Annotated in this window: 14 protein-coding genes; 6 read left to right on the top strand and 8 right to left on the bottom strand. The window is 51.1% G+C overall.

The genetic code is table 11. From position 1 onward, the window contains the following. Nucleotides 1-30: 30 nt before the first annotated feature. From nagZ to FGI41_RS13730, 6 genes are all read right to left on the bottom strand, one after another. Nucleotides 31-1,701 (bottom strand): beta-N-acetylhexosaminidase, encoded by a 1,671-nt coding sequence (gene nagZ / locus FGI41_RS13755; protein ID WP_139490869.1) that lies wholly within the window; start codon nucleotides 1,699-1,701, stop codon nucleotides 31-33. Nucleotides 1,702-1,731: 30 nt separating this feature from the next. Then, nucleotides 1,732-3,405: a response regulator gene (locus FGI41_RS13750; protein WP_139490867.1), complete on the bottom strand. Its 1,674-nt coding sequence runs from the start codon at nucleotides 3,403-3,405 to the stop codon at nucleotides 1,732-1,734. Nucleotides 3,406-3,412: 7 nt separating this feature from the next. Continuing rightward, nucleotides 3,413-5,200 (bottom strand): cache domain-containing sensor histidine kinase, encoded by a 1,788-nt coding sequence (locus tag FGI41_RS13745; RefSeq protein ID WP_139490865.1) that lies wholly within the window; start codon nucleotides 5,198-5,200, stop codon nucleotides 3,413-3,415. Between the two features lie 7 nt (nucleotides 5,201-5,207). Next, the gene (locus FGI41_RS13740) at nucleotides 5,208-6,107 is read right to left on the bottom strand and encodes a carbohydrate ABC transporter permease (RefSeq protein WP_139490863.1); all 900 of its coding nucleotides are present in this window, start codon (nucleotides 6,105-6,107) and stop codon (nucleotides 5,208-5,210) included. Then, the gene (locus FGI41_RS13735; RefSeq protein WP_139490860.1) at nucleotides 6,097-6,981 is read right to left on the bottom strand and encodes a carbohydrate ABC transporter permease; all 885 of its coding nucleotides are present in this window, start codon (nucleotides 6,979-6,981) and stop codon (nucleotides 6,097-6,099) included. Before FGI41_RS13735 ends, FGI41_RS13740 begins: the two co-directional genes overlap by 11 nt. A gap of 134 nt (nucleotides 6,982-7,115) precedes the next feature. Further along, nucleotides 7,116-8,441, bottom strand: coding sequence for an extracellular solute-binding protein (locus tag FGI41_RS13730; RefSeq protein ID WP_139490857.1), 1,326 nt, complete (start codon nucleotides 8,439-8,441; stop codon nucleotides 7,116-7,118). A gap of 300 nt (nucleotides 8,442-8,741) precedes the next feature. On the opposite strand from FGI41_RS13730, the gene FGI41_RS13725 reads away from it, so the two are divergent. Next, nucleotides 8,742-10,439 carry a glycosyl hydrolase family 18 protein gene (locus FGI41_RS13725; protein ID WP_255298456.1) on the top strand — a complete coding sequence of 566 codons (1,698 nt, stop codon included), beginning with the start codon at nucleotides 8,742-8,744 and terminating at the stop codon, nucleotides 10,437-10,439. A 74-nt stretch (nucleotides 10,440-10,513) separates the two neighbouring features. On the opposite strand, the gene FGI41_RS13720 is transcribed toward FGI41_RS13725, so the two are convergent. Further along, on the bottom strand, nucleotides 10,514-10,924 hold the full coding sequence (locus FGI41_RS13720; RefSeq protein ID WP_139490855.1) for an Lrp/AsnC family transcriptional regulator: 411 nt from the start codon (nucleotides 10,922-10,924) through the stop codon (nucleotides 10,514-10,516). 161 nt (nucleotides 10,925-11,085) lie between these two features. Here FGI41_RS13720 and FGI41_RS13715 point away from each other — a divergent pair, with 161 nt between their 5' ends. The 5 genes from FGI41_RS13715 (at nucleotide 11,086) to FGI41_RS13695 (ending at nucleotide 14,413) form a co-directional block, all read left to right on the top strand. Then, nucleotides 11,086-11,850, top strand: coding sequence for an MBL fold metallo-hydrolase (locus FGI41_RS13715; protein ID WP_139490853.1), 765 nt, complete (start codon nucleotides 11,086-11,088; stop codon nucleotides 11,848-11,850). Nucleotides 11,851-12,028: 178 nt separating this feature from the next. Continuing rightward, nucleotides 12,029-13,318: an MFS transporter gene (locus FGI41_RS13710; protein WP_139490852.1), complete on the top strand. Its 1,290-nt coding sequence runs from the start codon at nucleotides 12,029-12,031 to the stop codon at nucleotides 13,316-13,318. A 154-nt stretch (nucleotides 13,319-13,472) separates the two neighbouring features. Beyond that, a complete protein-coding gene (locus FGI41_RS13705; protein WP_139490850.1) occupies nucleotides 13,473-13,832 on the top strand; it encodes a DUF2512 family protein in 360 nt (119 codons plus the stop codon). Nucleotides 13,833-13,900: 68 nt separating this feature from the next. After that, nucleotides 13,901-14,098, top strand: coding sequence for a hypothetical protein (locus tag FGI41_RS13700; RefSeq protein ID WP_139490848.1), 198 nt, complete (start codon nucleotides 13,901-13,903; stop codon nucleotides 14,096-14,098). Nucleotides 14,099-14,113: 15 nt separating this feature from the next. After that, entirely contained in the window at nucleotides 14,114-14,413 is a 300-nt protein-coding gene (locus tag FGI41_RS13695) for a spore coat protein (RefSeq protein WP_139490846.1), read from the top strand. A gap of 77 nt (nucleotides 14,414-14,490) precedes the next feature. On the opposite strand, the gene FGI41_RS13690 is transcribed toward FGI41_RS13695, so the two are convergent. Further along, on the bottom strand, nucleotides 14,491-14,673 hold the full coding sequence (locus tag FGI41_RS13690) for a hypothetical protein (RefSeq protein ID WP_139490844.1): 183 nt from the start codon (nucleotides 14,671-14,673) through the stop codon (nucleotides 14,491-14,493). Nucleotides 14,674-14,713: the final 40 nt, after the last annotated feature.

Genomic DNA, 14,713 nt, shown 5'->3' with positions numbered 1-14,713 from the left:
TCCCTCTTTCCTATCTGTATGGTGGTGTCGTCAGTTACCGAGTCTGTGTCCCAGCGGATATGTCTCCAACAGTGTCACAGGCAGCCGTCCCCTTGCTGGCATTTTGCCTACTAGCACATCTGCCATTGCTTTCATCGCCAGCGGCCGGTTCTCATAGCTAGCGAGGAAGGTCGACACTTCCGGATAATCCATCAGATCAAACGGATTGCGTACCGCAACCACGATCAGTCGTGCGTCTTGGCGCTGGTTGAGCCTGTTGATCAGATCGGCCTGACTTTGGTAAAGGGCGGTGTTGTAGGTCAGCGCGACGATTTGGCGGAAGTTCCTGCTTTCGGCGGTGATAGCATCGATCTGCTCCAAGGTCAGCTCTGTGCTGATCAGACGCTCCACCACGGTGACGCCGGACGTCTGAAGATATGCTCCGAGTGTGCCCTGCTGCTCATAGATCTCGTCTACCTCGGTTGCGGTGGCCACGGTCGGCCAGAGGACGTAGACAGGCTCACGGGGATTGATCGGGAGCTGGTTGGATTCGTCCTTGACCAAGGTGATGCTTTGTTCGTAGACGGACTGGACGAGGTTCTGGCCTTCGCTGGTGTTGATACGGGTTTTGGCCTCCTCCCAGCTGGATGGAATGAGCGGATGTGTGTATGCTTTTTCTGCATGGGCATGGGCCTGTGCCCCCGCACCTGACAGCCGTTTCTGCTTTAACGCCAGAATCCGCTCTACCGACTCATCGATCCGCTCCTCTGATACACGCCCCGACTCGACCGCATCGATCAGCGCTTCCAACGCCCCTACCTGCCGCTTGTAGGTATGGCTGACGAGGATGATATCTGCTCCCGCTTCGACCGCCTGCACCGCTGCTTTTTCCACACCATAGAACTTGGCGATGGCATCCATCTCCAGACAATCCGTCATCACTACACCTTCGTATCCCAGCTCACCGCGAAGCAGCTCCGTGATGATGCGCTTGGAGATCGTCGCAGGCACTTCGGCAGGGTCTACCTCTGGCAGGACGATATGGGCCGTCATGACCGCATCTGCCCCCTCTTTAAACGATTGTTTAAAAGGCACCAATTCCAGCTCTCTCAAGCGTTTCAAGCTATGTGGCAGGCTTGGCAGCGCTTTGTGTGAATCCTGTGACGAATCACCGTGACCGGGAAAATGCTTGACCGTGGCGCTCACACCAGCCTCCTGATAGCCCCGAACGGCAGCGGCCCCCATCTCGCCCACCAGCTCTGCGGTCTCACCATACGAGCGGACACCAATCACCGGATTGAGCGGATTGTTGTTGATATCCAGACACGGTGCGAGATTCATATTGATCCCAAGAGCTAGCAGTTCCTGTCCGCAGAGACGCGCCAGTTCATAGGCGTAGGTGGCCTGACGTGTCGCTCCGACCGCCATGTTGCCAGGTGTCAAGGTGATGCCTTCCCAGATCCGTGCGACCATGCCTCCCTCCTGATCAATCGCGATCCATAGAGGGATATCCGTCCCTTCTGCTGCTTTGGCATGCAGAGCACTGGACAGCTCATACACCTGCTTCGGTGTGCCGACATTCCGGCTGAAGTACAAGATTCCACCCAGATGATAGGTTTCCAACAACCCCACAATCTCCGGTGACGGCTCTGTCCCGTGAAACCCGACCATCACCATCTGCCCGATCTTTTCGCGCAGGCTCATCTCTGGTATTGGTTTCATCCTCACGCATCCCCTCTCACTCGATTGGCATCACTTGGCATTCGCTATCGCTTTTTCCCGGTATTCCGACGGGGTCATGCCGACACACTTCTGAAACACCTTGGTAAAATACCGACGCTCCCGGTATCCTACTTCTCTGCTGATCTCGGTGATGCTCTTGTTGCTCATCACGAGCAGCGACAGAGCCCGCTCCATCCTCTCCCGTGTCACATACTCGACGAAGGTCTCGCCCACATGCTGTTTAAAAATCAGGCTGAAATAACTCGAACTGATCTCTAAGAAACCAGCCACTTCATCTATGCCCAAGTCACGTCCCAAATTGCGCTGGATGTATTCTTTGGCTGCGATCATCAGCACTTCACTGGTCTTTTTCTTGACGCTCTCCTCGATGCTGCTCTCCATCAGGTATTGGATTAACAGGAGCAGATCCTTCAGCCCGCGACTGTGCTCCAGCTTGCTCCATACTCGTTCCTCCTGTTCGGCAGAGAGAATCTTCATGTCGCGCATCTCCCGCACCAGATGGAGGACGAAGTATTGCAGAATCCGTTCAGCACGCACGAGCGAGAGGTGGGAGATGGACTGGAGGTAGACTTGCAGATCATGCAGCGATTGTTGCATATTACTCACATCGTTGCGCTTGAGCCGGGAGACGAACTCCTCTAGCACGGGCCACCAGCTGGCTTCCGTCTCACTAGTTTCTGTTGTTTCACCGAACGGATTGGTGTCATCGGTGTGATCGGACTTATCAGTCTCGCCCGATGCTCCCGTCCGCTTCGGTGCGGTCACATTCACTTTGCTGCCCTTGCTCATCAGATGCAGGTGGACGGTCTTTTTTGCCTGCTGATAGACAGGGGGCAGTTCGCTGATTCCAACCGCCTGCTCATGCACCCCGATGCTAACAGCAAAGCCGAGCGTATGCTCCACGATATAGCTGATGTCCTCGGCCCACGCGATCATCCCGTCTGATTGCCTCAGCCCCCTGTCTTCCCGCTGCTCGACGAGGATGCACCACTCCCCCTCACGCATCTGCAAAAGGGTCGCCTCGATCTCCCGCTCCTCGATCAGATCCAACAACACATTGTGAATGGCAAAATTCCATACCTTCCGCTCCCGCTCATCCCAATGCCTGGCCTGCTGGGCATACTCATCCACATCGACTACAAAGAGGATGAAGCGCAGCTGCTCGATCGCCATCCCTTTTTCATCGAACAGATAACGGCTCTCAGGATTGGACAAGCCCATCAAGGCGTCGAACAACAGCTTCTGATAGGCCATCTCGTTCATCTCCCGCCACTTCCGCATCTCAGAGACATGCTCTTGCTTGCGGGAGCGGATCTGTCCGGCAATCCGCTCGATCACCTCATGCAGCTCTTGATAATTGATCGGCTTGACGATATAATCCTTCACACCATAACGGATCGCCGAGCGGGTGTACTCAAAATCGGTAAAGCCTGTTAGCAGGATGACCTCACACTGGTGGTTCTGCTCCCGCAGTTGTTGCAGCAAACCGATCCCATCGAGCATCGGCATGCGGATATCAGAGAGGATCAGATCAGGCTGGTGCACCTCTGCCTGCTCAAGTGCCTCCACCCCGTTTTTGGCTAATGCCACAATCTCAATCCCCAGCTCAGCCCATGGAATCACCATGCTCAAATTCTTCAGAATATGAACCTCATCATCGACGATCATCGCTTTGATATCCATACTGACCTCACCTTCTGTATCGGGGGATGGTACATTTGATCGTGGTTCCTTCTCCTGCCTGGCTGCAGATATAGAGGCCGTATGCCTTGCCGTACTGGATACGGGTACGCTCGGCTACATTTTGCAGACCCAGACCTCTTCTCTCTCGTTTGAACACGGGCTGTCCGGATACGCCGACCGGCTTCATGCTTTCATAGGCCAGCGAAGCCAGCACATCGTCCGTGATTCCCCTTCCATTATCCGTGATGAAAAATTCAATCGATTCTCCCGCCACCCTCGCTGTAATCGAGATGAAGCCCCTGCGCTCCAGCCCCTCAAAGCCATGCTGGATCGCGTTCTCCACCAGCGGCTGCAACGTCAGCTTGACGATTGAATCATCCAACAGCTCAGACGGTATCTCAATGCTGTACTCGAACATATCCTCGAACCGGAACAGCTGAATCTCCAGATAACTCTTCAGATGCTCAATCTCACGGCGAATCGAGATATGATCCTCACCACTGATGCTGATCCGCAAGATGTTGCCCAGCCGGTAGATCATCTGGCTCACTTTTTTCCCTTCGTTCTGGATCGCCAGGACATTGATCGACTCCAAGGTGTTGAAGAGAAAATGCGGGTTGATCTGCGCCTGCAAGAGGGCCAGCTCTGCCTGCTTTTTGCGCTCCTGCTCCAGCCTGACCTCCTCTAAGAGATGCGTGATCGTCGTCACCAGACTGTTGAAGCCTGACGCCAGACGGGTCGTCTCATCCTTGCCCGTCACCTTGGCCCGCACAGAGAAATCCCCCTGCTCCACACGCTTCATCAGATTGACGATCCCGATCATCGAGGTGGCGATCCGGCCAACGAAGAACAGGATAAAAAAGAGTGCCGCCATCATGCATAACAAGGTAATCGTCCCGACCCATTTGGCGACGAGCGTGTCGTCATACGAGATCTCTTCCCACGATGCGACAGAGACGAGATGCCAGTCATTGCTTGCCAACGGATAGATGGATAAAAGGCTCTCCTGTCCGTCGACATGGGCCTTGAAGCTTTGATACGAACGGTTGAGTTGCACCGGATCAGTGGACAATCGGTGCAGATTCAGCCCCTCCCACTGCTTCTTGGTATCGTAGAGCACCTCTCCTTTTTTATTGATCAGCATGTAGCGGCTGCCCGGCTCCTGCGCGGTATGAAACACTCGAAAAATCCGATCCAGCTCCGACAGGTCGATCTGCATCAATAGATACCCGACATTGTCATACGAGGTCGTATCCTTCACAATCCGGATCTGCTTGAACAAGGTCTGATTGGTCGCCAAGTCCGGATTCTCACTCGGACCGACCCAGACAGGCAGCCCGTTTTTCTGGGTCACCTCGTCCATGATCGGATTCTCGGTCAATTGCTCATACGAGATATGGTCATTCTCATTGCGGAATGTCTTGTAGACCGTCCCGTCATTTTTATACAATGCTACATATTTAATCGCTTCGTGGTTGAAAAAAATCCGCCCCAGCTCAATCTCCGCGCTGTTTTTCTCCAGCAGCTCATTGGGGCTTTGACCGCTTACGCCTTTGCCCGAAAGACGCTTCTGGATCGCAGGATTGGTAATCCCCGCATCCGAGATATTATTGATCTCGGTAATCACATAGTAGATATTGCGGCTGATCGCCTTGAGCGTCATCTCGGTATACTCCCCGTAGCGCTTCTCCAAAAGCTGCTGCGAGATCATGAATGTCGCCGTCCCAAGCAAAGCCAGCGGGAGGATAATAAATAGCAGAAAGCCTATCAGTAAACGGTGTCTGATATTGGTCAAAAGGTACCTATCCTTTCACACTGCCTGCTGTCACGCCCTCGATAATCTTCCGTTGCAAGAAGAAATAGACAATCGTCACCGGAACCACACTAAACATGATCGCTGCCGCAAGCAACGAATAGTTGGTCTGAAACGCATCCTTGAACACCGACATCCCCACTGGCAACGTCCGCAGCGATTCTTTGGACAGCATCAGCATCGCCATGATGAACTCATTCCACGTATTGATGAAGTTGAGGATGAACACGGTGACCAAGGCTGGCATCGTGACAGGCAGGATGATCTTAAAAAACAGCCCAGCTGCCCCAAGCCCGTCGATGATCGCCGCTTCCTCCAGCTCACGCGGAATGCTTTTCATGAATGCCACCAGAATAAAGATCGTCACCGGCAAGGCAAAGGTCGCATTGATCAAAATCAGCGACAAGTGGTTGTCGATCAGATGCATCTGCTGAATCAGACGATAGAGCGGGATCAACAGCACGCCCCCGGGCACGACCAGCCCGAGCAAAAAAAGCTGATACACCGCCGTACTCGCACGCGGAAATCTCATCCGCGAGATCGCAAAGGCCGCGAGCGACCCGACCGCCAGAATTACCAGACAAGTCAGCACACTAATATAGAAGCTGTTGAAAAAGTAGGTGCTCACCTTCGCCGCCTTCCACGCCTCCGCGTAGTTCTCCCAATGCAGGGCAGACGGCAGTCCCCACGGATCGACCGTGATCTCCCGCTGCGTCTTAAACGAAGAGATCGCAAGCCACACCAACGGATACAGTGTCACCAGCAGATAGGCGATCAGAGCGAGATGCGGCAGGGCATTTTTTCTCGTGAGCCATGCGATGGGGTTGGTCAAGGGAAAAGCCCCTGTCTCCGATTTCTGCTTTTGATTCACGACCGGATTAGTATTCATAATCTTCCCCCTTCTTCGCCAGCAGCTGAATGATCCACGTAAAAATCAACGTGATGAGGAAGATGACGACCGCCACTGCACTGCCATACCCATACTGGTATTCACGAAACGCCTTGGTAAACATGTAGGTCGCCATCACTTCCGTGGTCTGGAACGGATTGCCGTTGGTCATGACGATGACGATATCAAGCGCCTTCATCGAGCCTGCCACTGAGAGAAGCATGACCACCACGAGAATCGGTCGGATCAGCGGCAGCGTGATATACCATAGCTTTTGCCAGCCATTGGCCCCGTCGATCTCTGCTGATTCATTGATTTCCTTCGGCACATTGAGGATTGCGGTGAGGATCAGCACGATGTAGAAGCCGTTCCACTGCCAGGCGTTGGCGACGAGCACACCAAGCATCGCCCATTTCGGATCAGACAGCCAGTTCTGGGCAAAAGCATCCAGTCCAACCGAGCGGAACAGATTGTTGAGCAGCCCCACCTCAGGATGGTAGATGAACAGCCAGATCACCCCTACCACCGCTGTCGAGAGAATCGTCGGCAGAAACACCCCGGTCCGGTAAAAGTCCATCATTTTCTTAATCTTGCTTAACAGAAGAGAGATGACAATCACAAAAGGCAAGGTAATCAATGTACTGAACGCGATAAAATACAGATTGTTGGCAAATGACTTATAGAAGACTTCATCAGCAAACAGCTCTTTGAAGTTATCCAGCCCCACAAACGTGGATTCCGTCACGCCGTCCCATTGGAAGAACGCGTAATAGAACGACTCCACAATCGGTATCCCCATAAAAATGATATATAAGGAAAGTGCTGGTAACAAGAACAGAATGTATAAAACTGGCCGGGCCATGACTCGGTTCATAACACACCCCCATGTTAGCGAACAGGAGCCCTCATGATCAGGCTCCTGTCGGTTGTTCTCAGACTTTGTTCAGCTGAATTGATACGTGTTCAAGTTACTTGACGCCGGAAGGATTTAGCCCCTCCCGCACCCGCTTACTTGTTGCTCTTATTGGCTTTCTCTTGCTCTTTTTGCATCTTTTCCGCTACGTCCTGCGGGGTCTTCACTTTGCCGATCAGCTCTTGCAGGGAGTTGCCCAATGCCGTGTTGACAGACGGCTGCACGATGGCGTCAAAGGCTTTATAGGCGCTTGTCGAGCCATTGATCGTCTGGATGACTTCCGCAATCAGCGGGTCGACGCCGGAGAGGTCAGAGAGCTTCATGGACGGGAGCACCTTGTCTTCAAGCAGGGTGCGCTTTTGTACCTCTTCGCTGTAGAATTCCTTGATGAAGGCATAGATTTTTTCTTTTTGCTCAGGAGAGACATTGTTGGAGAAGCCGAAGCCGTTGGAGTAGCCCGCATTGATCGAGGTCTGGTCACCTGCGCCGCCAGCGATGGACGGGAAGCGGAAGAAGCCGATGTTGCCCTTGAGTGCGCCTGCTTCATCTGTGGTGAAACGGTTGGCATCCCAGCTTCCGGTGAAGACCATGCCGGTGTCTCCTTTTAAGAACTGTGCGCCTTGCTCGGAGTACGGCAGACCCAGTGCGCCATTGGTGAAGTAGCCGTTGTTGACCAGCACCGCGTAATCCTCGAACGCCTTGACCATGTTGGGATCGGTCCATTTGGTGGAACCGTTTACAAGACCTTCGATGCCATTGATGCCGACATGGCGCTCCCAGATCGAGTTGAACAGCATGCCGTTCACCCATGCGTCTTTGGCTGCCAGTGCGAGCGGTACCTTGCCTGCTGCCTTTAGCTTTTCTGCGGCTTGCACGAACTCATCCCATGTCTTGGGAACCTCGATGCCAAGCTCCTGGAACAGCTTTTTGTTATAGAAGACCCCTTCAGCATAGCCGCCGAATGGAAGACCATAGATTTTGCCGTCTACGGTGAACTCTTCGAGATTGACGAATTGATCCTTCAGACCAGAAGTCTCCAAAAATTCGGTCAAATCGAGCAAGCGTCCTGCCTTTACATAGAGCTGTGTGTCAGAGCCGCCGAACATTTCGAAGATCTCCGGTGGATTGCCTGCTGCCATCTCGGCTTTGAGCTTTTGGTTGCGGTTGACGTTCTCATCTACGCCTTCCAGCTCGATTTTGAGGCCGGGGTTATTGGTTTCCGTCTGTTTCACGACATCTTCTAAGATTTTGAGGCGGGTTTTGGTGGTTTCTTTAATCTGCGTGTGGCGCAGGGAGAGTGTGACTTCCTTGGCCCCGTCCGTTGTGCTGTTCTCGGTGGTCGTTGCGGCAGAGCCACAGCCGGATAAGACCGCGAGTGAGAGAAGCGCGGCTGACAATGCTATGTTTTTGAGTGGACCCATGATAAAACCCCCTATAAGTACATGTGTGTTTGGTTCTGATATCCAAATTATAGGATCGAACAGAGAGAATGAGTAAGTCGAAAAATCCGTAATCAAGGGATAATATCCTCTTTTGTAAATTTATCCCCCTCTAGCAGAGATTATTATACCTTCAAAAACATAATCATCTGTGAGAATATTTTGTCAAAAGTGACAGCAGAAGTTTTTCATTCCTGCCTGTTGGGGAGGTGAGCAAAAAACGTCATTATCGTTTTCCTATTTTGATCATCCAAATTGATAAGAAGAAAGGAAGATTGCCTGATGAGAACCTTGCAACAAAAAGGCTTTATCGCATTTCTTGTCATGTTGCTGATCGCTTCCCTGATTCCTGTCGCCGCCTTCGCAGCGACGGCCTGGGCTCCTAACACTGCTTACAAGGTCAATGATTATGTATCCTACAACAGTGTGACCTACCGTTGTCTGCAAGCCCACACCTCCCTCGTCGGCTGGGAACCGCCTAACGTACCTGCCCTCTGGACCCCTGACTCCAGCGGCGGCGGCACCACCCCACCACCAACCGACACCCAAGCCCCTACTGCTCCGACCAACCTGAAAAGCACCGGTGTCACCAGCTCAACCGTCTCCTTATCATGGACGGCTTCCACCGATAATACAGGGGTAACCGGCTACGATGTATACCGTGGCACCACCCTCGCCACCACGACCTCCAGCACGACTGCCACCGTATCAGGACTTACCGCCAACACCGCTTACAGCTTCTCCGTCAAGGCAAAAGACGCAGCGGGCAATATCTCTGCCGCGAGCAACACTGTAAGCGTTACCACTTCTACAGGGACCACCACTCCACCTCCTACCAATCCACCAACCTCCGGCTACAAAATCGTCGGCTACTACCCGGCATGGGCTACGTATGGCCGCAACTACAATATCGTTGACATCGACGCTTCCAAGCTGACTCACATCAACTACGCCTTCGCTAACATCGCAAACGGTGAAATCGTCGTAGGTGACACCTATGCCGACACCGACAAAGCCTTCCCCGGCGACTGCTGGGACACTGGCTGCAAACGCGGCAACTTCAACCAGCTCACCAAGCTCAAACAACAATACCCACACATCAAAACCCTGATCTCCGTCGGCGGCTGGACCTGGTCCGCAGGCTTCTCCGATGCGGCTCTGACCGATGCCTCCCGTGAAAAATTCGCCAACAGTGCCGTCAACTTCGTCCGCACATGGGGCTTCGACGGTGTCGACCTCGACTGGGAGTATCCAGTAGGCGGCGGTCTGCAAAACGGACGACCTGAAGACAAACAGAACTTCACCCTGCTCCTCGCCAAAATCCGCACCAAGCTTGATGCAGCAAGTGCCACCGACGGCAAAAAATATCTGCTCACCATCGCATCCGGTGCCAGCGCCAACTATGTAGCCAACACCGAGCTTGGCAAAGTCAAAGACTACGTGGACTGGATCAACATCATGACCTACGACTTCCACGGCGGCTGGGATACCATCAGCGGCCACAATTCCCCGCTCTATTTTGACCCGGCCGACCCAAGCACCAACGCTTCCACCTTCAACGTACAGGCAGGCGTGCAAGGCCACCTCAATGCAGGTGTACCAGCCAGCAAGCTCGTCATGGGTATGCCATTCTATGGTCGCGGCTGGACCGGTTGCAACACCACAGGCAACGGTCAATACCAATCCTGCACAGGGGTAGCCAAACCGGGCACATGGGAAGACGGCTCCTTCGACTTCTATGACCTCGAAGCCAACTACATCAACAAAAACGGCTACACCCGCTACTGGAACAACACCGCTAAGGTACCTTTCCTCTACAATCCAACCAACAAGACCTTCATCTCCTACGATGACGTCGAGTCCTTCGGCTACAAAACCAGCTTCCTCAAATCCAAAGGTCTCGCCGGTGCGATGTTCTGGGAAGTCTCCGGTGACCGCAACCGCACCCTGTTGACGAAGCTGTACAACGACCTCAAATAAACCGTGAGTACCGACCGCTATTTCAGCATCACCAGACGAAAAAAGCCCGACTGGACCACTCCAGCGGGCTTTCTCTATTTATTAATTACAATCATTAATTTATAATTCGCATGCTTGTTTAAGTCTATTAGAAATTGATCTAATACTTCATTAGAAGGAAACCTGCATTCAATCAGGTAACAACCATCTCCACTAATTTTATAGTTATGGATGACGTATTCCTCTTGTGATTTGATAAAGGAAAGATAAGGCTGATGATAAGGATTGTTTGTATAGATCGTAATCATCGCATGGATCGGACGCCCTATTTTCACTTGATTCACGTTAATGGTATAACCCTCAATCACTCCGTTATCTTCCAATTTAGCCACCCTGGATGCGGCTGCTTGTCCAGTCAGATGAACCTTCTCGCCTAATTCCTTCATCGTGATCCGACTGTTTTTCGATAACTCCTCGATTATTCGCTTGTCTGTCTGATCCAACATGAAATCAAATCCTTTTCAAGGGAATTTCTACATTTACACAGATTATTACATACTTCTTTCAAAATTCAAGTCAAAAGACAGAATGACTTGAATTTATCTATGTAAACGAAAGTTGCTCATCGGATAAACTAAACGTAACTCAATCGAAAGGAGTTATCCTTATGAACATTACACAAATTCGAAATGCTACTCTGGTAGTTGAATATGCAGGCAAAACATTTTTAATTGACCCATTCTTAGCAGACAAGGGTACCTACCCACCTTTCCCTAATTCAGTAAGACAAGATCAAAATAATCCGTTGGTTGACCTACCAATCTCGATTGACAAACTGATTGATGTGGATGCCGTCATTGTCACCCACCTGCATCAGGACCACTTTGATGATGCAGCCAAAGAGGTATTGCCAAAAGATATCAAAATGTTTGTACAAAATGAAGAAGATGCGAAAGAAGTTCAAAACGCTGGTTTTCAAAACGTCGAAGTTTTGCAGGAAGATACCGTGTTTGAGGATATCCAATTAATCAAAACAAAAGGCGAGCACGGACGAGGAGAAATATTGAAGTTACCACTGATTGGTAAAGTCTCTGGCGTTGTCTTCAAACACTCAACTGAAAAAACATTATACGTAGCCGGAGATACAGTATGGTATGAAGCGATCCAAGAAGTGATTGATACACACACACCTGAAATCATTGTGGTCAATGGTGGAGATAATCAATTCCTACGTGGCGGGTCTCTCGTAATGGGCAAAGATGACATCTATGAAGTGTACAAGGCTGCCCCTCACGCCAAAATTATTTCCAGCCATATGGAGGCTGTCAATCACTGGACATTATCCCGAGAAGAGTTACGAAGCTTTGCCCAAGAAAAAGGAATCTCTTCTAATGTGTTAGTGCCGGATGACGGCGAATCGTACACCTTTTAACATGGTCTCGTCCTCTTCTTGAAGAATATGCTCCATTGATAATGTGATTAAAAAAATTTCATTCCCATGCGATTTGTAGTAAAATACAAGAAGCTTATGATTATTTTGGTAATAATCATAAGCTTCTTCTTAATTATGGACTGGTATCTAAAAATGATTTCGTGAGGACGTGCAGGTAATGAAAATGGGAAGAGAAGCACCAAGCAGGTCAGTACAGCAGCCTGTCTGGTTGCAAGAGTATATCGAATCACCCGAAAAACAACAACAGCTCTATCGAAAAACATTACGAATCGTGATCCTTTCCCAAATCTTTGGAGGAGCAGGACTTGCAGCGGGTACAACCGTAGGCGGACTTCTCGTACAAGATATGCTGGGGACAGAAAGTGTAGCAGGGATTCCCACTGCGTTATTCACACTGGGGTCTGCCGGGGCCACACTGGCTGTAGGCCGGCTTTCACAGCGTTTTAGCCGCAGAACAGGACTTGTCGCAGGTTTTCTTACTGGTGGACTGGGGGCGATCGGTGTGATCATCGCCGCCTTACTCAACAGCATCGTGCTATTATTTGCTTCCCTGCTTATTTATGGAGCGGGAACCGCCTCTAATCTACAGGCACGATATGCGGGTACTGATCTGGCTACACCCAAACAGCGGGCTACTGCTGTGAGCATGGCTATGTTTTCCACTACCTTTGGTGCGGTTGCAGGTCCTAATCTGGTCGGAGTGATGGGGGACTTTGCGGATTCGATTGGTGTTCCAACATTGGCTGGTCCCTTTATCTTAGCGGCGTCTGCTTTTATCCTTGCCGGGTTGGTACTCTTCGTTTTCCTTCGCCCTGATCCTTTGGTTGTGTCTACCGCCATTGCGACTACCCGAGAGAAAGACGGAACTGCTCAGGAAAATTCTGAAGGCTCTGCCATAAACAAAAGAGGAGTTGTCATCGGCGCTACCGTTATGGTTTTGACTCAATTTGTCATGGCATCCATTATGACAATGACACCGATCCACATGGGACACCACGGACATGGTCTAGGAGAAGTGGGGATGGTTATCGGGTTTCATATCGGTGCGATGTACTTTCCTTCGCTTTTTACAGGTTTTCTGGTCGATAAAGTCGGCCGTACTGCTATGGCTGTTGCTTCTGGCACTACGCTTCTGGCGTCTGGTATGCTGGCGGCTTTTGCGCCGGGAGATTCCATGACACTGCTGATCTGCGCGCTTGTACTGCTTGGTCTTGGCTGGAACTTTGGCTTAATCAGCGGGACAGCCCTGATTGTAGATGCAACACATCCGTCTAATCGTGCAAAAACACAAGGCTCGGTTGATGTCTTGTTAGCATTATCGGGGGCCTCTGGTGGTGCGTTATCAGGAATGGTCGTCGCTCATTATAGTTATGCAGCATTATCACTTACTGGAGCTATTCTGTCCCTGTTGCTTATTCCTGTCGTAGTCTGGTCTCGTATGAAATGATTTTACCCTGGCTGTCTGGGCCTTCTCCCTGGACAGTCTTTTTCATGTGTTAAATCCTCCCGCCACCAATTGGAACACAACCCCCCACCTATTTTTACACACATTAAGGATTGTAATTCCTATACCACGAACGAATAAAGGAGATGAATATCCAATGGGCAAGTTTTGGCGAAAAGTCTTGCTGAATGGTATCGTTGTCGTTCCTTTGCTGATGTGGTTCACCGAAGCTACACTGCTCGGCAGTCTGGTTACAGCTGTCGTGCTCTCCGCGATCGCTTGGCTGCTATGTGACCAGCTCATCCTGCGTGTCACCAACAACACCATCGCTACTCTCGCCGATGCTGTCTTGGCCTTCGCTTACCTGTGGGCGGTTGCAGCCTTTGCCGACTGGTCGCTTAGCATGGGCGAGCTGTTGATCATCGTCGCTTTACTGGGTGTGGTGGAGTTCTTTTTCCACGGCTATCTGGAACGCGAAGACGGAAACAACAGAAACACAGGCGGTGTCCAGTCCTAACGGGAGCGCTCCCCCATCGGCTTACATCGTAACAGATTCCACTTTGCACTTTAGGAGGTGCCTAGATCGTGACCAAACACTATGCTGCTCATGAACTGCTCGAAGTCAACGAACTGCTCCAGTTCAAAAACGTCTGCCTGACCAAATCAACCACCATGCAAGCTTTCACCACAGACCCCGTCCTCAAAGGTCTGATGCAACAAGACGTACAAACCACTCAGCAGCAAATCCGTGACCTGCAAGGCATCATCACCGCACGAATATAAGGGAGGGATTTGACGATGAACGCAATTGTAGAGAACCTGACAGGCATGCAGGCGATGACCGATCAAGTGATTGCCGCCGATATGCTGATCGCCTCTAAAACGGGTATCAAGAGCTACGCGATTGCTATCAGCGAAGCAGCCAGTCCGGAAATCCGCGAAGTCCTGCACCAACATCTGGAGCAACAGATCGCCTTCCACACCGCGCTGACCAACCACATGATCGGACAAGGCTGGTATAAGGCGTTTGATATCAAGGAACAGATGCAACAAAATGTGCAGAATGCATATGTGGCTTTGGGTTTGAGTCAGACGTAAGGAGTCGCGTGGAAAAAGAAACAACCGAGCGGGTTAATCGTCCGCTCGGTTGTATTAACGATCTTCAATGGCTTGCATCAAAGTATTTGTCCTGCCATTTCCTTTGCCAAGCGTAAGAAATCTGCTCGCGCAAGCTTCCCCTGCAGACTGGCTAAAACCAAGTCATCCTCCTGCTGGGTAAACGTAAACCCTTCAACTTCATGCGAAGCCTTAGCCGAACGCATTGCTTTATGCAAATGATCAGTTGGATTACTTTTCATGGCGACAATCTTCCTTTCCGCTGTGCCACGTTTACGAACA

The organism is Brevibacillus dissolubilis, from assembly GCF_006170445.1.
GTDB lineage: Bacteria > Bacillota > Bacilli > Brevibacillales > Brevibacillaceae > Brevibacillus_B > Brevibacillus_B dissolubilis.
This window is presented reverse-complemented; position numbering and strand designations above follow the sequence as displayed.